Consider the following 21,346-nt stretch of genomic DNA (forward strand, 5'->3'; position numbering starts at 1 on the left):
GCGCTTCGTGGCGGTCTATGCCCGTGGTACGTCCAGCCAAGCGTTCGACGGGTCAGGGCCGGTGAAACGCGATAAGGGCGATTATAGTCAGTGTACGTTTAACACAGGCAAGCGCTACCACGCGGACCTTAATGCCGCTTATAACATCGCCGCCCGCGGGCATGTTGTTTACCAAGGGCGTGGCCGCAAGGCTACCGCCCGTGTGAGCTCGCAGACGCCGACTCGTACACCGCGAACCCCGGTCACGCTCTCCACGCTTTGGCAACAAAGCGCGTGAGAGTGATGGGAATCCGCGATTCTATTCTTTGAATGAATCGTCGGAGGGTTCAAACAGATCTCTAGCCGATTGAGTTAGTCTATTTCCTTGAATATTAACAGCATTACCAACACCACTAGCCTGTGGAGCAACTAACCCAGTTCGAGTAAGTCCGTTCAAAACAGCACTCGTAGTCAGTTCATTTACTTCATATTTCAAATGTTACGTTTCCCATTTCAACAGTCTCACATTCAGGATTTTTCAATGTTCCTTCAGCAATCACGGCGCCCTCTGAGTCGTAAATACAGACATTATCGAGAGATACTTTTCCATAGTGCTGCGCGCCTCGATGCCATACCACAGTCCTCGGCTTGCTTGCCCCTTCTGCACCCGTAGTGGTTGAGCCGTCCCCGATAATATCCACTTCCTGTCCTGCCATGGAATGGTTACCAATTCTGATCGTTGCGTTCGTGTAGGTAGTCATAGAGTCTCGCTCCTTTGTCATCCTGGAATACCCAAAACACTCCCATATAGATCGTCTCGCAAGTGGCTGCCCATGACGACCCTATTCATGTTACACCCAGCCCATTGTAGTCGCACAGCATGTACAAGGCTGCTTTACCGCCGAGCGCCGAATGAGCGAGCAGATCGGTGCTGCCGGGTCGCTCGACGACCTGGTAGCCTTCGACATCGAAGCGGAATTTACGGCAGCGCTGGAAGCGGTTAAAGCTATGTAGAGGTGTAGATAAATGCGCACCTGCACCAGATATGAGAAACTGCCGTCCTTTTTCCGGCGCTTGCGGATCGTTGCCATCACTGTCTCTCAGATGTACCCAATCAAAAGCGGCTCACGTAGCAAATATGTACAACGAACCAGGTAAAACGCCGCTCAACTACTAAATATGAACAGCCATGAATGATCACACAACCCCGCAAACCCGCATGAAGCCTGACATCGCACGCCCTGCGCTGGATAGAACATTCTCCGTGGCGCCGATGATGGACTGGACGACCCGCGACTATCGCGCCTTTGCCCGTACGCTGACGCGCCATGCACTGCTGTATACCGAGATGGTGACCACCGGTGCCATCTTGCATGGCACGCCGCGAGAGCGCTTTTTGGGCCATGAGGCCATCGAGCATCCACTCGCGCTTCAGCTGGGGGGAAGCAATGCCGGGGAGCTTGCCGAGTGCGCGGCGATTGCCCAGGCGTGGGGCTATGACGAGGTGAACCTCAACGTGGGTTGCCCCAGCGATCGGGTGCAGAACAATCTGATCGGCGCTTGTTTGATGGCGTACCCGGAAAAGGTCGCCGCCGCTGTGCGCGCCATGCAGGATGCCGTTTCGATCCCGGTGACGGTGAAATGCCGTATCGGTATCGATGACCAGGACGAAGATGCCGACCTGGAGCGATTCATCGCCACCGTCGCGGATGCCGGGTGCGAAGTTTTCATCGTGCACGCACGCAAGGCTTGGCTCCAGGGGCTTTCACCCAAGGCCAACCGTGATGTGCCACCGCTGAACTACCCGCGCGTGCATCGCTTGAAACAGAGCCGCTCCGAGCTGCATATCGGCATCAATGGGGGCATCAAGACGCTGGCCGAGTGCCGCGAGCATCTTGCGCATGTCGACAGCGTAATGATTGGCCGCGAAGCCTATCAGAACCCCTGGATGCTGGCCGGCGTCGACCAGGCGCTTTACGGCGAGCGCGGCCCGGCCTCTAGTCGAATGGCCGCCGCCCAGGCGTTTCGTCCTTATATCGCTCAGCGCCTGGAAGAAGGCGCCAAGCTCAACCACATCACCCGCCATTTGTTGGGGCTGTTCCAAGGCTGCCCCGGCGGGCGGCGGTTTCGTCGTCATCTGTCGGAACATGCGCACCTGGAAGGTGCCGGGTTGCGAATCTTCGACGATGCCTTGAGCCTGGTGCGTGAACCCGATACTCGCGAGATTGAATTGGCTCAGTAAAGCGAGTCGGGAGGCGGCGCCAGGCTTGAATTGAAGCTTTCCACCGCCGTTTCCGCCTCCTCGATCGCATCGAAGCGAGCGATATGGAACAACGCTTCTCCCTCGTTGGCCAATGGCAGGCGGCTCATGCCGATCACGATGCCATCGGCTATCGCTCGCACGGCACTTTCATCGTTGCCGAACGGATCGGCTATCTTGCCCAGCACCTCCCCCTTGGCCACGCGCGCGCCCAAACGTACTTGGGGTCTCAATATCCCGTCGATGGGCGCGCGAGCCCAGCTGGAACCATTGGCAAGTTCAGCCGCCGGCGGGGGGCGTCGACGCTGCTCGCCGGTAAGCATGCCCAGGCGACGCATGACGCGCAGCACCCCGCGCACGCCGGGTGAAATCGCCCACTCATCGAAACGCAGTGCCTCCCCGGCTTCGTAGGTCAGCACCGGAATTCCGCGATTCTGGGCATAGTGGCGCAAGCTGCCCTCGCGCAATTCTGCATTGAGCACCACCGGCGCACCGAATGCATCGGCCATACGCTCGGTTTCACTGCCGGGGCGAAGTTGCGCCCGGATCTGGGGCAAGTTGGTACGGTGAATCGCGCCGGTGTGAAGGTCGATCACATGCGTGGCCTGGTCGACGATCTGCTCACGAAACAAGGTGGCAATACGTCCGCCCAGGGAACCCGATTCACTGCCAGGAAAGCATCGATTGAGATCGCGCCTGTCCGGCAGATAGCGGGTCTGCTGCAAGAAACCGAAGACGTTGACCACAGGAACCGCTATCAGCGTTCCCTTCAGGTTATTGATGGCTTTGGAGCGCAGCACACGGCGCACGATTTCCACGCCGTTGATCTCGTCGCCATGAATGCCGCCGCATACCAACAAGACCGGCCCCTCCTTGCGCCCATGTACCACCTCGACGGGAATATGCAGCGGGGTATGGGTATATAGCCGAGCCACCGGCACATCGATTTGCAAGCGTTGGCCGGGATTCACTTTTTCTCCTGCCAATTCAAAAGCGGCACGCACCATATACTTCCCCCTGGAAACGAAAGTGTCTTTATAACGTCATAGGCAAGGCATGACGAGCCTTTCCATGACAGTTTGCCACTTTCAACATACAATCATGCATGTATCAATGCTTTTGCATGCCCTATCGGATAAAATCAATCCATTCCCACCAGCGGCAGCTTACGACAGGAGGAGCCCTATGGCTCGGCGCACAAAGGCAGAAGCGGCCGCCACACGTGAGGCGCTTCTCGATGCGGCAGAAGAGATGTTCATGGAGCACGGGGTGGCGCGCACCTCACTTGAGCAGATCGCTCGGCATGCAGGAATGACGCGAGGTGCAGTCTATTGGCACTTCAAGAACAAGAGCGATGTCTTTCACGCCATGCTCGAACGGGTTCGCATGCCGTTTCAAGACCTGGTGGATGAAATCGAGACGCTGGAACATGACGTCTCGTCGCTGGAAGCCATACGCATTGCCTGCCTGAGAGGTTTTTCCCGCCTCGAACAGCCGCGCTACCATCGTGTGCATTCGATTCTTATTCATCGTTGTGAATTTTTCAGTGATATCGACCCCATCGCCATGCAGACGGAAATCGCCGAAGAGTGTCACACCTCGCTTCAGGAACACTTCACGCTTGCCTCACAGAAAGGCGCTTTACGTTCCGATCTTTCCGCTTCGGTGGCCGCCGACCTCCTGCATGCCACCCTGGGTGGGCTGTTTCATGAATGGCTGCGCAACCCTGAACGCTTCTCTATCCGTGAACGCGGCGAAACGCTTATCAATCAATTGCTGCTGTTGATGAGTCCTCCTCCGTTCTCTGCGTCTGCGTAACTCTTCAAGACCAGACAGGTGACGTTAACCTTACTCGGACACACCACGAGAAAAGGGCGCCATCCAAATGAATGACGCCCCTCGAAAACGCTTAACGTTCGCGTGAAACTTAGCGCTCGCTTAAAGCTTTGCGTTCAACCGCCGGTTGCTGTTCACGATGGTCGCCTATTGCCATCTTGCGCTGCAGCCAATCCGAGATATGCGCAATCATCGCATAGAAACTGGGAACGAACAGACTCCCCAGGATCGCCACCGATACCATGCCTACCGCCACGGTAGTACCGATATGATGGCTGCTGACGTTGCTGGCCCCGGTGGCCAATGCCAACGGCAGGGTACCGAGAATGAATGCCAGTGAGGTCATCACGATCGGCCGGAAACGCAGTTCAGCGGCGGTAATGGCGGCCTCACGAATCGACTTGCCCTGCTCCTTGCGCTGCAGCTCGGCGAACTCGACGATCAGGATGGCGTTCTTTGCCGCCAGCCCCACCACCACCAGCATGCCGATCTCCACGTAGACACTGGTATCCAGCCCGCGCATTGCAATGCCGCCGATACCGCCAAGGAAAGCAAAGGGTGTGGCGGTGAGTACCGCCAGCGGCAGCGACCAGCTCTCGTATTGCGCCGCCAGAATCAAGAACACCATCAGCAAACCGAAGACGATGGCCAGGGTGGCGGCACCCCCCATCTGGCTTTCCTGGTAGGCGGTACCGGTCCAGCCCATGGCCCAGCCGGAGCCCAGGGTCTCCTCGACAATCTTTTCCATGGTGGTGACCGCCTGGCTGGAGCTGTAGCCCGGCGCCGGACCGCCTTGGAACTGAGCACCCAGGTAGACGCCGAAACGCGATACCACCGCAGGCTTGGCCTGACGCTCAAGGGTCACGAATTCAGACAGAGGAATACGCTCTCCGTTGCCACCCCTTACATGCACCCGGCTGATATCATCCGGCGTTCTGCGGAATTCATCCTCGTTTTGCAGATAGACCTGGAAGTTGCGGTTCTGATAGCTGAAGAAATTGACGAAGCCGCTGCCGAAGGTATTCGACAGGGTCGCATTCAGGTCCTCCAGCGCCACCCCATAGCTGAGCGCCTTCTGCCGGTCGATCTCGGCACGGTAACCCGGCACGTTGACATTGAAGGTGGTGAACACCTGTTGCAGGGCGGGATGCTGATTGGCCGCCTGCATGATCCGTACCGAGGCCTGGTACAGCTCTTGGGAAGAAGCCCCCTCCAAGGATTGTAGGTAACCGGTGAAGCCCCCGGTGGTGGAAAGTCCCATGATCGGCGGCATGTTGAAGCCCATGGCCGAGCCTCCCGGCACTTGGGCTCCCAACTGCATTACCCGCCCCACCAGCTCCTCGGCAGTCAGCTCACGCTCCGCCCAGGGCGCCATATTGATGAACATGACACCCCGCGCGGAGTTCACCGCGCTGGAGAGGATATCGTAACCGGCGACCGCCGCCACGTAGCTGACGCCTGGAATTTCCTCTATGCGCGAGCTCAGCTCATCCATGTAGTCCTGGGTGCGCGCCAAGGAGGCGGAGTCCGGCAGCTGCACACTGGCCAGCACGATGCCTTGGTCGGTCTCCGGCACCAGGGTCGAAGGAGTGATCTGATACAGCCACCAGGAACCAGCCCCCACCAGGGCGACCAGCAACAATGCCAGCCCCCAGAAACGTACCAGGGCTTTCACCAGCCATATATAAGCCGCAGTTATCGCCGCAAAAAGCCGGTCAAAAAGACGCAAGGGCGTATTGAGGACACGCCTGAACTTGGACTCGTCCTTCTCGTGCAGCTTGCGCTTGATGAAGATGGCCGAAAGTGCCGGGGTAAAGGTCAATGCCATCAACGCCGAGAAGGCCACCGAGATCGCCACCGTCAGCGCAAACTGCTGATATATCTGCCCGGTGAAGCCACCCAGAAAGGCAACAGGAACGAATACCGCCGCCATGATCAGCGAGGTGGCAATGACGGGGCCGCCCACCTCTCGCATGGCGCGAACGGTAGCCTGGATGACGGTAATTTCCTCATCCTCGCTGAGCACCCTCTCGACGTTTTCCACCACCAGGATGGCGTCATCGACCACGATGCCGATCGATAGCACCAGCGCAAACAGCGTCAACAGGTTGATGGAGAAGCCGAACATGAAGAAGCCGGCGAAGGTGGCCAGTACCGCTACCGGAACCACCGACATGGCGATCACCGTGAAGCGCCAGTTTTGCAGGAAGATAAACAGAATGACGCCCACGATCAGGAAGGCCTCGACAAAAACCGTGAGCACGGTATTCACCGAGGCATCGATGAACAGGGTGGTGTCGTAGGGCACCACGTATTCCAGGCCCGGCGGAAAACGCCCTTCCAGATCGGCCATGGTCGCCTTGACCGCCTCGGCGGTTTCCAGCGCATTGGCCCCCGGTTGTTGGTTGATGATGATCGGCGTCATGCTGGCGCCGTTGAGTTCGGCGTTGACACCATAGAAGGAGGCTCCCAGCTCTACACGTGCCACGTCCTGCAGCAGCAGGGAAGAACCATCCGGATTGGTGCGCAGGAAGATCTCACGGAAGTCGGCGACATCGTTGAGCCGCCCGCCCGCAGTGATGGTGTAAGTAAAGGCCCGGGGCTCAGACTGGGGCGGGGCCGCCAGGCTGCCCGCCGGCACCTCGGTGTTCTGGGCACGGATCGCCGCGGCCACCTCGGTGGGCGTCAAGTTGTACTGAGCCAGCTTGTCCGGATCCATCCAGATGCGCATGGCGAACTCGCCGCCTCCCAATACCTCGGCATTACCTACGCCAGGCACCTGACGCAATTCGTTGAGAATATTGAGTGTGGCGTAGTTCTGCATGAAGGTGCTGCTGTAGTCGCCCTCCGGCGAAATCAGCGCCACCAGCATCAAGATCGAGCTGGAGCTGAGCTCCACCTGCACACCCTGGGTCTGCACCGCCTCGGGCAACTGGGATAGCGCTCCCTGTACACGGTTGTTGACGTTGATGGTATTGATGTCGCCGTCGGTACCGATGTCGAAGGCGACGTTCAGACTCATCGAGCCGTTGTCGGCACTGGTCGAGCTCATGTAGAGCATGTTCTCGACCCCGTTGATCGCTTCGGCCAGCGGCGCCGCCACCGTCTGTGCCACCGTCTCGGCGTCGGCACCGGGGAAGCGAGCCTGCACAGAGACCGAAGGCGGCACCACGCTGGGGTACTGCTCGACGGGTAGCACGCGCATACTCATCACCCCAACCAAGGTCAGGATGATCGCCAGTACCGTGGCGAAGATCGGCCGCTTGATGAAGAAGTTGGAGAAATTCATGGGGTACTTTCCCCCTCCTCTTCATCCGCCGGGACAGTCGGTCCACCCGTGGCCTGCTCTTGGATTACTTCACGGATTTCGGCCTGTTCCTCAGCTTGTTCTTGCGCCTGCTCTTGCTCTACGTCCTCGACGAGTTCTTCAGCATCTTCTTCAAAGGGTTGTGGTTCGATCGGTGTGCCGGGCTCGATACCAGCCGGGTCGCCAACGATCACCCGTTCGCCGGGCTCGATACCGCCGCGCAGTATCTGCCAGGGACCGGCCACTTCGCCCAGATCCACGGTGCGGGCACGGGCCACGTTATCCTCATCCAGCACGAACACTTGAGGCCCCATCAGCCCCTGCGTCAGGGCAATCTCGGGCACTGCCAGGACATCGAAACGCTTCAAGCCTTCGATACGCACACGGGCGAACTGGCCCGGCAGCACGCGGCCGTCAGGATTGGCGAAGCTAGCGCTGGCTTGTACGGTGCTGGTGGCCTCGTCCACCCGCGAGCCGAGAAAGTCCAGATGGCCCTGCAGGCGCTCGCTATCTCCATTGCCTTGAGAGGAAACCTCCAGGCTGGCGCCGATCTCCTCGATGGACTGGCCTTCGAGCTGACGTCGCAACTCAAAAGCATCGCGCTGGGGCAACTGAAAGCGCACTTCCAGGGGGTCGAGCGGCGTGATGGTGGCAAGCTCAGTTCCGGCATTGACCAGATTGCCCACATTGATCTGGCTTAGACCGATCATGCCGGCGACGGGCGCCGAGACTTCGGTATAGCCCAGGTCGATTTCGGCACTTTCCAATGCCGCTTGTGCCTGTGCCACACGGGCCTGGGCCACGGCCAGTTCGGCACGCGCCTGATCGTATTCCTGGCGGCTGACCGAATTCTGGCTAAGCAACCGCTCGAAGCGTTCGGCATCGCGCTGAGCACGGGCCAGTTCGGCACGCGCGCTCTGCAAGTCCGCTTCACGCTGATTCACTGTGGCCTGGTAGAAATCAGGTTCGATGGAATACAGCTGCTGGCCTTTTTCCACCAACTGGCCCGGCTCGAAATGACGTTGTTCAAGAAAACCCGTCACCCGCGCCACCAGGGTGACTTCGTCATCACTACGCAGCAAGGAGGGATATGATTTATCCAAGGGCAAGTCCTGGAGAGCCGCTTCCATCACTGCCACCGGATGGGGAGGAGTCTCTTGTTGCTCGGCGGAGGCCTGCTGCTCCGGGGCCTCCTGGCCACAAGCCGCCAGCAACGTGCCCATGCCCACCGCCAGCAAGGCAAGGCGGACACCGCTAACCATCGTTCTCATACGTTTATATCCCGTTGCGTGCGTGAAAAGTTGACGTAGATTACATTCATACATGTATGAATGTAAATATCCGCCACCTATCACCTATCGTTCAGACGAGGTCTATCTCCGATGTTTGTGACACTGTCCGAGCGTTGTTCCGCATTATCTTCCGGCAATGTGAACGTAATGCTGTCGCCTCGCAGCCAGTCGTTGAGCTCGTTAATGACTTCGACATCCAGAATACCCGCCTGCTGGTGCAAGGCGAGCAGATTGATCACGTAGTCGTAACGGGCCTGGGCGTAATCGGAAAAGGCGTTGTACAAGTTCTGCTCGGCATTCAACACATCCACGATATTCCGCGTGCCGACTTCATAGCCCGCACGGGTTGCATCCAACGCGCTCCGGTTGGAAACGATCGCTTGTTGGCGCGCCTCGACGGTCGAGACGTCATTACTTACCTGGGTATATAAAGAACGTACCTGCTGTACCGTATCGCGGCGCTGGGCCTCGAAATCGAACTGGCTGGCTTCCAGTAGATAGGTACTCTGGCGAATGCTCGCCTGGGTACTGCCCCCGGTGTAAATAGGCCAGTTGAGCCCGACGCCCAACTGACCGGTAGCGTCGTTGCCTTGTACCCCGTCGATATCGTTGTCGGCATATTGGTAGCTGGCAAAGGCATCAACGATAGGCAGACGCAGCGCCTTGGCTATATTGACGCTACTTTTGGATACTTCGACCCCCGCCTGCTCGGCCAGAACCAAGGGGTTATTGACGATCGCCATCTCGACCCAGGGGTCACGCCCGGTAGGGGTAGGTAGATCGACGGGGAAAGCCTCATCGAGCGCCTCGATGCTGGAATAACGCTTTCCGGTCAGGCGCTCAAGCACTTCAAAGTTGACTTGAAGATCACTTTCGGCGGCGATGCGTATCGCGCGTGATTGATCGAACCTGGCTTGCGCCTCTTCCACTTCGGTGATGGCGATCAAACCCACTTCAAACTGCTCTCGAGCTTGCTCCAACTGGCGCCCGATAGCACGCTCCTGAGCCCGCCTTGCTTCAAGGATGTCATGCGCCCTTAGAATGTCGAAGTAGGCGCTGGACACATTGATCAATACTTGCTGTTCCGTGGCGGCCAGGACGTAAACCTGCTGATCGATTTCACGCTCTGAGCGCTCCACCTCACGCCGATTGATCGCATCGAATAACGCCTGGGAGGCTTCAAGCGTCAAGCTGACGCTATTGAAACGATCGGATCCCGTCGCCTGTGCAGCACCACCATCAATCTGACGTGTGCTTGACTGGCTATCGAACTGCCGGGTATGCGCCGCGCTACCCCCCAGATTCACCTGAGGCAGCAGGTCTCCTCGCTGAACATCCAGCCCCGCTTCGACACTCTGGCTCTGGGCACGAACGGAGCCCAATTCAGAATTGTTGTTCAATGCATCGCGGGCAATCGTCAATAAATCTGCGGCAAACGTAGGCGTTACCCACGTCATGGCGATAAGTGCCGGCAAGAGGCCACGCCGCAAGAAACGGCCGTTAGTGGCGGCACTCGCCGGTGATGAAATGAATCGCAACATAGCGTTTTCCTCATACTTGTCAGTCGGAATACATATACATACATTGTCGCATGTTTTAGAGTCGAAGCTAGACAGTGGTGCTGGTTTTGCACATTTTTTCATGTAGGGCACTTTCATCTCTACTATGCTGCACCGCAACACACCACGCAGAGGATGTCGCATGCATGCTCTGGAAATGATCAAGATACGCGAACTGGAGATAGCCGTGCGCATCTGGCATCCTGACGCCCCCAATACGCTCATCGCCTGGCACGGTCTGGCCCGCCATGGGGGTGATTTTGCCGCTTTGGCACGGGAGCTTGGGCCTCAGTGGCGCATTCTCGCCCCGGATACCCCCGGTCGCGGACTCTCCAGCTGGTCGTTGCATCCAGCGCATGATTATCTCTACTCTCACTATATGCGTGTGGCTCTGGCTGTGCTCGACCACTTCCAGTTGGAGCGTGTTCCCTGGATCGGTACGTCCATGGGAGGCTTGCTGGGAATGCTGCTGGCCTCCGAAGAACCGTCCGCCTCACGTATTCAGTGCCTGGTACTCAACGATGTTGGCCCCGAGCTGGATGCTCAGGCGTTGACCCGCATGGCCACCTACTTCAGCGTGGTAAAGCGCTTCAATGATTTCAGTGAACTGCTTGCCGAGCTCAAGGAACAGTACCGTGACTTCGGTATCGATACCGAAGCCGGGTGGCGGAGGATGGCGCTGGAAAGCGCTCGACGCTTGCCGGATGGCACCTGGAGTTACCATTACGACCCGCGTATTGGTGAGCAATTCATCCACGATACCCCGCGGGATATCTGGGCCGATTGGACACGCATACAGTGCCCTTTGATGCTGATTCGTGGCGCGCATTCGCCTCTACTTACCACTAAAAGTGTCGCCCGGATGCAAGAAATACAGCCTTCGCTCGTCACCCTGGAAGCCCCAGGCTGCGGCCATGCGCCGATGCTCGACCGTCCCGGCCAAGTCAAGCCTATCGCCACTTTCTTGCAGGCGCATGGTAATGCCCATTCATTACCTTGGTGGCAACGCCTGAAGCAGCGCTTCGTCTCTTGAACCGCCACCCGCGACGCCACCTTCAACGCCATGCTATCTTTTCTGGTAAGCCTGCCTTCACGAACCGGCTCTTCAAGCATCGCATCCCCATGGAGGAATGAATCATGTACAAAGTCGTATTTTTCGTACCTGAAGAAGACGCCGAAACCGTCAAGGAAGCCGTATTCGAAACCGGCGCCGGACGAATCGGCAATTATGAGGCCTGCTGCTTCCAGACGCCGGGAACCGGCCAGTTTCGTCCCTTGCCGGGTGCCGAGCCCCATATCGGTGAAATCGGGGAGCTCGAATACGTGAAAGAACTCAAGGTGGAATTAGTCTGTGAAGATACGCTGATTTACACCGCCGTGGCCGCGCTCAAACTGGCTCACCCTTACGAGGAGCCGGCGTTTGATGTCTGGCGCCTGGATGACACCTGACCCTACAATTCCACGGAGGATGCTGAAGCCGTTGTTAGGCTGAACCTGGCTAGGCTGAACCAAAGTAACGCTCACGGTCCTCAAGAGTGACTGCGCTGATATGCAGCGGAAACTCGCCATGGCGACGGTCGGCAAAGAAATGCTGCAAGGTGCGCTCGATGGTGGGAAAGGCGAGCTCGTCCCAAGGAACCTCGTGTTCCTCGAATAACGCAACTTCCAGGCTTTCCACGCCGGCATCGAAGCCACCCAGCAAGTCGGCACGAAACATCATGTACACCTGATTGATATGCGGTAGATCGATCAAAGTATAGAGGCCGCGCAACGTCACTTCGGCGCATGCTTCTTCACGCGTTTCGCGAGCGGCGGCTTGCTGGGTGGTTTCGGCGTTTTCCATATAACCTGCCGGTAGTGTCCAATAGCCTTTGCGTGGACTGATGGCGCGCCGACAGAGTAATACTCGGGAGCCGCTGACCGGCAGGGTGCCGGCCACGATACGCGGGTTCTGGTAATGGATCGTGCCGCATGATTCGCACAGATAGCGCGGTCGATCATCGCCCTCTGGAATGGCGAAGCACAGCGTATGGCCACAGTGGCTGCAAAAGTTCATCGTGTTTCCTCTGTTGAGCGCATTCCTGCTGCGGCTGATGGACAAGACAATCTTTTATCCTTGACGCTGATCACAGCCCAAGGATGAAGGTATCAAATTCGATGGATACGTCATGTTAGAGAAACTCAACGAACGGCTGCAACTGCTTCGCCCTCAACGGTTTACCCATCTGGCGCTTCCCGAGGCTGCCGTGTTGTTGCCGATCGTCGAACGAGCCGAGCCGACGTTACTGTTCACGCGGCGAGCACGCCACATGAGCACCCACAGCGGCCAAGTCGCCTTCCCCGGCGGCAAACGTGAACCCGACGATCCCGATTTATATAGTACCGCCCTGCGTGAAGCCGAGGAAGAGGTCGCCTTGGCACCGCAACATGTACGCTGCCTGGGCAGCTTATCCGATGTGCTCTCCCTGCATGGCATCTGCGTGACGCCCTGGGTGGGGATCATTCCGCCGGATTTGCCTCTGCACCCCGACCCCACCGAGCTCGACACCATCTTCGAGGTGCCGTTGCACTATTTTCTGGAAGACAATCGCACCCATACCGATGTGATCACGGTGGATGGCCGTGCCCATTACGTGCCCAGCTATCACGTTCAGGGGCATGTGATCTGGGGGCTCTCGGCGATGATGCTGGTCGAATTGCTCGCCGAGGGTTTCGGTATGCCGATCGATATCTACCAGCGCCCCCCGGGGGCTTTGCGTCATCATCCAGAACGCCCTATCCCGCGTACCAGGCGCCATTCCTCCCGGGGAGTCTTACGATGATGCAGGCCCCGCCTTTCGCCACGCTTTCTTCCACCGGCAACTCCGCCCCCGTATTGCGCTCCGATGCGCTACCGGCATTGGTCGATGCCTTGATCGAACGGGGTTGGTACCTGGGCACGAACGTCATCGATGCCGACCTGTGCCAGGCTCTCTATCAGGAATGCCTGAACATGGCCGAGCATGGCGTTCTCATGCCGGCGGGAATCGGTCGAGGAAAGCAGCACAACATACGCCGAGACGTACGCGGCGATGCCATCCACTGGCTGGACCGGGAAAGCCAGGCCCAGCGACGTTACCTCGAAGCCATGGCAACGCTTCAGCAAGAGCTTAACCAGACACTATTTCTGGGATTGTTCGAATACGAAGCGCATTTTGCCCATTACCCCGCCGGCGCCTTCTACCAGACGCACCTGGACAGTTTCCGCGGGCGCGCCAACCGGATGCTCTCGACCGTGGGTTACCTAAACGCGGGCTGGCCGGAAGATGGTGGAGGTGAAATGGTCATCTACGCCCCCGACGTTCCCCATCGCGAAGTCGCCAGAGTACGGCCACAAGCCGGCACCTTCGCCTGCTTTCTATCCGAGACCGTTCCCCACGAAGTGCTGCCGACCCGCTTGCCGCGCGCCAGCATTGCCGGCTGGTTTCGGCGCAATGCCTCCCTTGGCAGCGTTATCGACCCGGCACGTTAATCCCATGAGACCCGTGCAAAGCAATGACCGAACATAACCTTCAGGCGCTTCACGCCCGCATCGCCGCCCTCGAAGCGCGCAATGCCGAACTGGAAAACGACAAGCGCCATTATCGATGGCTGGCGGAAAGCACCACCGATCTGATTTCACGCCATGCCCGCGACGGCACCTTTCTGTATGCCTCGCAAGCCGCCCTCGAGCTGCTCGGCTATGAGCCCGAAGAGCTGATTGGCGTTTCCGCTTACGGCCTGTTTCACCCCACCGACCTCAATGACCTGCTCAACAAGTCACCGCGGGTGTACTACCACGCCGGTTTCTATCAGCAGACCTACCGCTTTCGCGCCAAGGCCGGGCATTACGTCTGGTTCGAAACCACCAGCCGCACTCGACGCGACCCGCAAACCGGCGAGTTGATCGACATTCTTTGCGTCTCTCGGGATGTGGGACGCCGCATCCATGCGGAGGCCAACCGTGAACGCCTCGCCCAGGTCGTCGAATCGACCACCGATTACGTGCTGTTCACCGGCAGCGACGAGGCTATTTTCAGCTCCAACGAAGCCGCCAGACGGCGCTTTTCGCTTCCCCGGGAAAACCCGCGGATGCACCTCAGCGAGGTCTATACCGCTGATTCGCTGCATGTATTGCGCGAGATCGTGTTTCCTGCGGTGGCGCGCTACGGCTCCTGGAGCGGCGAGCTGGAAATGGGTAATGGCAAACAGCCGGTGCCGGTCTTGAGCGTGGTTCTTGCTCATCGCGGGCTAGGGGCAGAACCCGGCCACCTTTCCCTGCTCAACCGTGATATCAGCCTGCGCAAGGCCACCGAAGCGCAGGCACGCCACCATCAAGCGCAAATTGCCCACGCCAACCGCCTGGCCACCATGGGCGAACTGGCCTCCAATATCGCCCATGAACTCAACCAGCCGCTGGGCGCCATGGCCAACTACGCCAGCGGCGCCTTGATGCAATTGCGCGCCGACCCCCGGCGCCCTGCCGCTGACCTGGAATTGCCGCTTACGCGTATCGACGATCAGATTCATCGCCTGGCTCAACGACTGCGACACATCCGCACCTTTGTCAGCAAAGGACGTACACAGATACGGCCGTTGGATTTCAACCCGGTGGCAGAGGCAGCTTGCCGGCTGTGCGAATGGCAGTACCAGCAAGCCGGGATCAGCTTGATGCACGAGCTGCCAGCGTCGCTGCCTCGTGTGCAAGCCGATCCGGTAGCCCTTGAACAAGTCCTGGTCAACCTGCTGCTGAATGCGCTGGAAGCTAGCCGACACCATCCCGGCGCCAGTGAAGTCAAGCTCAGCGCCTGGCGCAGCGGCCCGCGCCAGGCAAGCTTTCAGGTCAGCGATCAAGGTCCGGGCGTTGCCTCTCATCAAGTCGCGCATATTTTCACCGCCTTTCACTCCACCCGCCCCGAAGGGCTAGGCATGGGCCTGGCGATCAGCCGCTCCTTGATGGAAGCCATGGGGGGTCAACTCATGCTGGCGGAACAAGGCGAGTTCAGTGGCGCCACCTTTGCCGGTACACTGCGCACTGAATCCGATAGCGCCCTAGCATCCGGGAGATTCCTGTGAACGACACTCTTTCCCCGCCCCCTTTACCCTGCATTGCCGTCGTGGATGATGATCAAGCCTTGCGTGAATCGCTGGCTTGGCTGCTGGAATCCGTCGGGCTTGCCACCCAGGCCTATGCCGATGGGGAAACCTTCCTGGCTACCCGGACAGCCACTATCGATGCTGTTTTGCTGGATGTGCGCATGCCCGGCCTTAGTGGCTTACAGGTGCATCAACAACTGCGTGACGAGGGGCTTACCCTACCGGTCATCATCATGACCGGCCACGGCGATGTACCCATGGCGATAACCGCGCTCAAGGGGGGTGCCTTTGATTTCATCGAAAAGCCTTTCAATCCTCAACAACTTATCGATACCGTACAGCAAGCCCTTAACCTGCATCAGCGCGAGCGTTTGGCGCAACGACAACTTGCGGCACTACAGGCACGTTATCAGTCGCTTCGCCCCAAGGAGCGACAGATCATCATTCATGTTGCCGAGGGCATGACCAGCCGGGAAATTGCCGCGCATATCGGGGTCAGTGGCAAAACGGTCGAGGTATATCGACTGCGGGCAATGAAAACCATGGAGGCTGCCAATCTGGCGCAACTGGTGCGCCAAGCAGTCGTTCTAGAGCTTGTGACCTGCCTGCCGGACCCAGCATCGGGCTTGTCCGGGCGCTGACGCTAGCGCGGCCTCATTTCAATCAGGAAAGAGAGGATTGAAGCGCTCACTGACTTCTTCCACGGTCTCATCGAACAACGCCTCGTTCGCCGTGGGCGGTTCGGCACTCATCTCAGTCGGGCTTATCGGCAACGGCTCTACGGCTTGTCGAAGGGTTTCTTCCGAGCCAGGAAGCGGAGGGCTAGCCTCGGGGGGACTGAATTTCTCTACGGATCTGACGCCACGCTCTTCAGTGGCTTCGCTCAGGTCAATAGTGATTTCCACCCGGCGGTTCTGAGCACGTCCTTCCTGGGTGGCGTTTGAGGCTCGCGGTTGCGTATCGGCGAACCCCTGCACCACCAAGCGCTCAGGCGAGAGGTCGTCATTAAGCAGCAACACGTTGGCCACCAAGGCCGCACGCATGGCGGAAAGGTCCCAGTTGCTTTGAAAGCGTCGCGTACGGATGGGAATGTTATCGGTGTGTCCGTCAATGGCGATCGTACCCGGTAAGCCTTCGAAGACTTCCGACATATCCAATAGCAGAGTTTCGAATTCATTGGTCACATTGGCCGAACCGGAAACGAAGGTACCTTTCTCCTGGATACGGATCACCACTCTCTTGTGGTCCACCTCCACCTGCGTGACGCCTTCTTCAATGGAGTCTTTCAGAAGGTCTTCCACCTGTTGAGCCACGGCTCTGACTTGCTGCTGCAATCGTGCATCGAGGATGTTGCGCAAGCTTTCCAGCTGAGGGCGCTCCTCCATGGAACGTTGGCGGATTTGATCGAGCAGTGTTCGGTCCGGGGTCGCCGGGGAAAACTGATCGAATACGGCGCTGGTCCCCATAGGAATCTGTTCCGCTGGAATATCCCGCTGCACACCGAATGCCTTGGAAAGCTCTCCGGCGATTCGCCGAAATTTATTCGCATCGACCTCAGCGAATGAGAGTAGCAGCACGAAAAAGCACAGCAACAACGTCATCAAGTCAGCGTAGGTGACAATCCATGCCGGTATCTTGGAGTCTTTCTGGCTCATTCCATCAAGCCTGTTCGCTGGCCGGTTTGGCTGCACCTTCAGCGCCAGCCTCTTCTTCCTTACCACTGTGTTCCGGCGGCAGGTAGATGTTCAGCATTTGTTCCAGCACACGTGGGTTCTTGTCGCCTTTTATCGCCAGCACCGCATCGATCCACAGCTGCTGCATCTTGGCTTCCTGATTCATTCGTAACCACAGCTTTTCAGCAATCGGATTGGCGATCATGGTAGCGATCATCGCCCCGTAAAGCGTGGTCAACAAGGCCACGGCCATGGCCGGACCGATCATGGAAGGTTCATTCATGTTGGCCAGCATCTGTACCAGGCCCACCAAGGTTCCGATCATCCCCATGGAAGGCGCCACTTCTCCAAAGGCGGAAAATACCTGGCCCCCAGCTTCGTTACGCTCCAGCGTCAACAAGCGTTCCTTTCCCATCATTTCTTTGATCATTTCGGCGCTAAAGCCATCCGCCAGCATCTGCAAGCCTTTTTGCAAGAAAGGCGAACTAACCTCTTGGTCTTCCAGCGCCAGCAGGCCACGCTTACGTGAGATCTTGGAGAGTTCGACCAGCTCTTCAATACTTTCCTGCGTATTGGGCAATTGGAATTTAAAGGCCCGGGCCACCGCCTTGAAAGCGAAACGAAACTGCGTCAGGCTGAACTTCGCCAACACCACGAACAAGCTGCCACCCACCACAAGCAACAACCCGGTAGGATTCATGAAAACCTCAGGCGATGTGCCCAAGACAACGGCAGCGCTGACCAGCACCGCCGCTCCTACCAAACCGATTAGTGTCGCGAGATCCACGGCAACTCCAGAATTTAAAATGTAAGCGCTACGCAACATACGGAAGCAAACAATAAAGAGTCCGCCCAGATACGTCAACGCTACTAATAGAGCGAATAGATTAAACCTTAAGAATGAGAACTATACAGCTCTTAGTACCAGCGCCATGCAGGATACCACGCAAAAAAGCACAGCCATTGAAATGGCTGTGCTTGTGTCTGGTTATTCAAGTTTTCTTGATGCCCAACAACATCTACTCAGCTAAATATTTATTCATTGCCTTGGTTTGTCAGCCAACGTAGCCGTCGATTACACCAACTGCGCTTCCATGGTGATTTCCGCATTCAGCGCTTTGGATACCGGGCAGTTGACCTTGGCCGCTTCCGCTGCCTTCTTGAAATCATCTTCGCTGATTCCACTAATGGAGGCCTTGACCTTCAGATGAATCTTGGAAATTTCGAAGCCTTCATCGGTTTTTGACAGCATGACAGCCGCCTGGGTATCGATGGACGTCGGCTCATAGCCGTCTTCGCCCAGAATCATGGAAAGTGCCATGGAGAAACACCCCGCATGCGCAGCACCGATCAGCTCTTCCGGATTGGTGCCCTTTTCCTCTTCAAAGCGTGTGCCGAACGAATAGGGATTGGCATCCAGAACACCACTTTCGGTCGATACCGTGCCTTTACCCGCTTTCAGGCTACCTTCCCAATGTGCAGTGGCATGACGATCCATGCGTTTCTCCTCAATATTGTCAGCAGAAATGAATTGCCGACACTCACCGTAAAGTGCCGACACTGCCTTTATCAAGGTAGCTGATGTAATTCCTTTTGTATGTTTCTGTGTGAACACACTATGCAAGCCGGCAAAAAATCAGCACCAGCCTACTTCCCTAGCCTGTCTATCGAACGTAACCTTATCCATTAGCCAATTAACAAAGGAGGCGGCATGTCAGCTGCTGATACCTTGCGCCTGCTGCTGCTGTCTTCCTTGTGGGGCATGTCGTTCATTTTCATGCGGGTCGCGGTACCCGAGTTCGGCCCGGTACCGCTGATCATGGTGCGCATGGGCATCGGTGCCCTGCTGTTAATCCCTTTACTGTTCAGCCTGCGCTACTTCAAGCTGATGTGGGAACACAAAGGCTCTTTATTGTTGCTGGGTGTGATCAACCATGTGCTGCCGTTTACGCTGTTGGCTCTGGCGACCACACGCCTGGAAGCTGGGTTTACCTCCTTGATCAATGCCACCACACCAATCTTCACTGCCCTGCTGGGAGCGTTGTTCTTCACTACCCCGGTTCAGCGCCAACAATATCTGGGCTTGGCCATGGCCTTCTTCGGTGTCTATGTGCTTTCGGCCAATCGTCTGGATTTCGCCTTGGGCGGTGATGGCTGGTTCATCCTGGCGGTGCTCGGCGCCACCTTCTGCTACGGCATTGCCGGCAACTATTCCAAGACCTACCTTTCGCACCTGCCCATTCGCGTCCTGGCTGCGGGCAGCACCAGCATGTCCGCCCTGGTCCTGCTTGTTCCCGGCATTCTGCTGTGGCCCAGCGAACCGATCAGCCTTTTGGGTTGGAGCAACGCCGTAGCGCTCGCGGTACTCAGCACCACCCTGGCGTTCTTGCTCTACTTCGGCCTCATTGCCAGTGCCGGGGCCACTGCCACGTCCACCGTTACCTTCCTGGTACCGGTCAGCGCTTTGTTATGGGGCTACTTGCTACTGGACGAGACACTCAGTTTGCAGCTTATCGCCGGCATGGCGATCACCTTGCTCGGCACTGCCATCGCTACCAAATTGCTGCGCTTGCGTCGCAAGACACCGGTTACCCCCAAGTATCCCCCACTTTGATGACCTGCCCTTCGCCTTCCAGCAAGATGGCGTTGCGGCCAAAATAAGCGCCTTTGAGCGTCGGTTGATTGCCAATTTCGATCAGACTTTTCAAATACGATCGTGGAGATCACCACCGTCGCCACGATCAAGTGGCCTTCTTCGGGAAAACGTTCCGCTGCCAATAGTGCCATGCCCATCGCCGCACCGGCCTGGGCATCAGTGCCAACCAAGGTAATCACGCATAGAGATCCGGTCGTAAATTGAATTGTCAACCTGTCACGAGGGGATTTCCCCCGCCCTTTTCAATCGCCAACGCACAAATATCGGCCCCAACAGCTCAAAAATGATTGTGGAGCCAATCACAAGAGGCAGTATCTTGCTACCTACCTCCGGAAACCTTTCTTCCACCAACAATGCCAGCCCCAGTGCCACACCGGCCTGGGATAGAAGGCACCAGCCCACATTACGACGCACAACCGAGTCGGCGCCGGCTACCGAGGACGCCAAGGCACCGCCTCCGATAAGTCCGATAGTACGAGATACAATGTATACCGCCCCGATCATTCCCAGCGATGGCAGCATGCCGATATCCATCTTAAAACCTGCCAAGAGAAAGAACATCACCATAAAAGGCTCAATGGCTCCCTTGATATCACTGAATGGCCGCTTATAGTGCTTGGCACGATTCGCCACGGTGGCGCCCAGTGCCATGCAGGCCAGCAGATAGGAAATGTTCAGCCATAGGGCCAGGCCCCCGCAAAGCAGAACGAAGCCTGATGCTTCCAGCAAAGTCGGCTCACCTTTGCGCATGTGCCCGGTCATCAAGGCCATGGGGAAACCAAGGATTACGCCCAGGGCAATACCGCCGAAAACCTCCCAAATAGCGGAAAGCATCCAACCTAAGGGGGCCATGTCACTGTTCAAGGCTTGGGCCAGGACCAGTAAAATGCTGAAGAGAATGACGCCCCAAGCATCATCGATGGCAACTACGCCAAGCACGATGCCACTGAGCGGGCCGCTGGCACCTTCTTCATTTATAACATCGAGGGTTGCGGCCGGCGCCGAGGCGGGAGCCATGGCTGCCAGCAATAAGCCCATGACAGGATCAAGACCAATGAGCTGAGTTGCCAGAAAGACAGCGACGGCCGCTGACAGCACTTCACCGATAGATATTATCAGTACCTTACGCCCGGAACGCTTCAGTTCCCGGCCCATGAAACGCTCACCCAGCAGAAAGCCGACCATTGCCAGTGCAAGATGAGTCACTTGATCAAACCAGCTGGAGACTTGATCCGGAACAAGATCAAGCATATCAGGCCCAGCAATCACGCCAATGACCAGCAGTAGAGAAACCCGAGGAATGCCCGTTTTTTCCCCCGCGACATGAGCAAACCAGCCGGTCAGAAGCAGGACACCAAAAATAAGGGTAAGCGGGATATGCCCTGAAACATGCAATATCTCGTGTTGCATCAGGCCTCTCCGAAGCGAATCAAGCCATGCAAGCAATACCTCTCGTCACCGGAAGCTATCTTCCATACCGGCTGGCTGCTACGGAGATAGTCTGCACTTTTCATGAGTCGGAGAAGATGACACAAATCTTCCATAACGATATTTTTTTCACCCAGGTGGTTTCTAATTTATCGGCACAGCACCATCAAATGCCTGACATCATATGGTTTTTAACCGAAGTATCCTCTCTACAGACTGGATCAATTTTTTCGGGTGTCAA

19 protein-coding genes and 1 pseudogene are annotated in these 21,346 nt (G+C 57.4%); 10 read left to right on the forward strand and 10 right to left on the reverse strand.

Annotated elements, in window-relative coordinates; genetic code table 11:
* A pseudogene (locus tag GPM19_RS02325) lies at nt 1-277 on the forward strand (IS200/IS605 family accessory protein TnpB-related protein); the annotation flags it as partial.
* Nucleotides 278-464: 187 nt separating this feature from the next.
* Here the strand turns inward: GPM19_RS02325 and GPM19_RS02330 are convergent.
* On the reverse strand, nt 465-740 hold the full coding sequence (locus GPM19_RS02330) for a hypothetical protein (protein WP_160417289.1): 276 nt from the start codon (nt 738-740) through the stop codon (nt 465-467).
* Between the two features lie 428 nt (nt 741-1,168).
* Between GPM19_RS02330 and dusA the strand changes: the two genes are divergently transcribed.
* Complete coding sequence (gene dusA / locus GPM19_RS02335) at nt 1,169-2,221, forward strand: tRNA dihydrouridine(20/20a) synthase DusA (RefSeq protein WP_160417290.1); 1,053 nt, start codon at nt 1,169-1,171, stop codon at nt 2,219-2,221.
* Here the strand turns inward: dusA and GPM19_RS02340 are convergent.
* Nucleotides 2,215-3,246, reverse strand: coding sequence for a succinylglutamate desuccinylase/aspartoacylase family protein (locus GPM19_RS02340; RefSeq protein WP_160417291.1), 1,032 nt, complete (start codon nt 3,244-3,246; stop codon nt 2,215-2,217). The two genes, dusA and GPM19_RS02340, sit on opposite strands and share 7 nt — an antisense overlap.
* Before the next feature lie 178 nt (nt 3,247-3,424).
* Between GPM19_RS02340 and GPM19_RS02345 the strand changes: the two genes are divergently transcribed.
* A complete protein-coding gene (locus GPM19_RS02345) occupies nt 3,425-4,057 on the forward strand; it encodes a TetR family transcriptional regulator (protein ID WP_160417292.1) in 633 nt (210 codons plus the stop codon).
* Nucleotides 4,058-4,166: 109 nt separating this feature from the next.
* Here the strand turns inward: GPM19_RS02345 and GPM19_RS02350 are convergent, their stop codons facing one another.
* The 3 genes from GPM19_RS02350 to GPM19_RS02360 form a co-directional block, all read right to left on the reverse strand.
* A complete protein-coding gene (locus GPM19_RS02350; protein ID WP_160417293.1) occupies nt 4,167-7,364 on the reverse strand; it encodes an efflux RND transporter permease subunit in 3,198 nt (1,065 codons plus the stop codon).
* Complete coding sequence (locus GPM19_RS02355; RefSeq protein ID WP_160417294.1) at nt 7,361-8,653, reverse strand: efflux RND transporter periplasmic adaptor subunit; 1,293 nt, start codon at nt 8,651-8,653, stop codon at nt 7,361-7,363. Before GPM19_RS02355 ends, GPM19_RS02350 begins: the two co-directional genes overlap by 4 nt.
* Nucleotides 8,654-8,733: 80 nt before the next feature.
* Complete coding sequence (locus GPM19_RS02360) at nt 8,734-10,215, reverse strand: TolC family outer membrane protein (RefSeq protein WP_160417295.1); 1,482 nt, start codon at nt 10,213-10,215, stop codon at nt 8,734-8,736.
* Between the two features lie 160 nt (nt 10,216-10,375).
* Between GPM19_RS02360 and GPM19_RS02365 the strand changes: the two genes are divergently transcribed.
* Nucleotides 10,376-11,266, forward strand: a complete 891-nt coding sequence (locus GPM19_RS02365) for an alpha/beta fold hydrolase (protein WP_160417296.1) — start codon at nt 10,376-10,378, stop codon at nt 11,264-11,266.
* A gap of 104 nt (nt 11,267-11,370) precedes the next feature.
* Complete coding sequence (locus tag GPM19_RS02370; RefSeq protein WP_160417297.1) at nt 11,371-11,682, forward strand: YqfO family protein; 312 nt, start codon at nt 11,371-11,373, stop codon at nt 11,680-11,682.
* 49 nt (nt 11,683-11,731) lie between these two features.
* On the opposite strand, the gene GPM19_RS02375 is transcribed toward GPM19_RS02370, so the two are convergent.
* The gene (locus GPM19_RS02375) at nt 11,732-12,289 is read right to left on the reverse strand and encodes an NUDIX hydrolase (protein ID WP_160417298.1); all 558 of its coding nucleotides are present in this window, start codon (nt 12,287-12,289) and stop codon (nt 11,732-11,734) included.
* A 112-nt stretch (nt 12,290-12,401) separates the two neighbouring features.
* Here GPM19_RS02375 and GPM19_RS02380 point away from each other — a divergent pair, with 112 nt between their 5' ends.
* Genes GPM19_RS02380 through GPM19_RS15580 form a run of 4 tightly spaced genes read left to right on the forward strand, consistent with a single transcriptional unit; the run spans nt 12,402 to nt 15,989 of the window.
* On the forward strand, nt 12,402-13,055 hold the full coding sequence (locus GPM19_RS02380; RefSeq protein WP_160417299.1) for a CoA pyrophosphatase: 654 nt from the start codon (nt 12,402-12,404) through the stop codon (nt 13,053-13,055).
* Nucleotides 13,052-13,744 carry a 2OG-Fe(II) oxygenase gene (locus GPM19_RS02385; protein WP_227842102.1) on the forward strand — a complete coding sequence of 231 codons (693 nt, stop codon included), beginning with the start codon at nt 13,052-13,054 and terminating at the stop codon, nt 13,742-13,744. Before GPM19_RS02380 ends, GPM19_RS02385 begins: the two co-directional genes overlap by 4 nt.
* A 23-nt stretch (nt 13,745-13,767) precedes the next feature.
* A complete protein-coding gene (locus tag GPM19_RS02390; RefSeq protein ID WP_160417300.1) occupies nt 13,768-15,327 on the forward strand; it encodes a PAS domain-containing sensor histidine kinase in 1,560 nt (519 codons plus the stop codon).
* On the forward strand, nt 15,324-15,989 hold the full coding sequence (locus GPM19_RS15580; protein WP_160417301.1) for a response regulator transcription factor: 666 nt from the start codon (nt 15,324-15,326) through the stop codon (nt 15,987-15,989). The genes GPM19_RS02390 and GPM19_RS15580 overlap by 4 nt, the downstream gene beginning before the upstream one ends.
* 18 nt (nt 15,990-16,007) lie before the next feature.
* Here the strand turns inward: GPM19_RS15580 and GPM19_RS02400 are convergent, their stop codons facing one another.
* The 3 genes from GPM19_RS02400 to GPM19_RS02410 all read right to left on the reverse strand — a co-directional run bounded on the left by GPM19_RS02400 (nt 16,008) and on the right by GPM19_RS02410 (nt 18,519).
* A complete protein-coding gene (locus GPM19_RS02400; RefSeq protein ID WP_160417302.1) occupies nt 16,008-17,003 on the reverse strand; it encodes a flagellar motor protein MotB in 996 nt (331 codons plus the stop codon).
* A 4-nt stretch (nt 17,004-17,007) separates the two neighbouring features.
* The gene (locus tag GPM19_RS02405) at nt 17,008-17,808 is read right to left on the reverse strand and encodes a MotA/TolQ/ExbB proton channel family protein (protein WP_160417303.1); all 801 of its coding nucleotides are present in this window, start codon (nt 17,806-17,808) and stop codon (nt 17,008-17,010) included.
* 288 nt (nt 17,809-18,096) lie between these two features.
* Complete coding sequence (locus GPM19_RS02410; RefSeq protein WP_160417304.1) at nt 18,097-18,519, reverse strand: OsmC family protein; 423 nt, start codon at nt 18,517-18,519, stop codon at nt 18,097-18,099.
* 213 nt (nt 18,520-18,732) lie between these two features.
* On the opposite strand from GPM19_RS02410, the gene GPM19_RS02415 reads away from it, so the two are divergent.
* Nucleotides 18,733-19,635, forward strand: coding sequence for a DMT family transporter (locus GPM19_RS02415; RefSeq protein ID WP_160417305.1), 903 nt, complete (start codon nt 18,733-18,735; stop codon nt 19,633-19,635).
* A 258-nt stretch (nt 19,636-19,893) separates the two neighbouring features.
* Here GPM19_RS02415 and GPM19_RS02420 read toward each other — a convergent pair whose 3' ends face one another.
* Nucleotides 19,894-21,087, reverse strand: coding sequence for a cation:proton antiporter (locus tag GPM19_RS02420; RefSeq protein WP_160417306.1), 1,194 nt, complete (start codon nt 21,085-21,087; stop codon nt 19,894-19,896).
* Between the last annotated feature and the right edge of the window lie 259 nt (nt 21,088-21,346).

This window comes from Vreelandella zhuhanensis, from assembly GCF_009793355.1.
GTDB lineage: Bacteria > Pseudomonadota > Gammaproteobacteria > Pseudomonadales > Halomonadaceae > Vreelandella > Vreelandella zhuhanensis.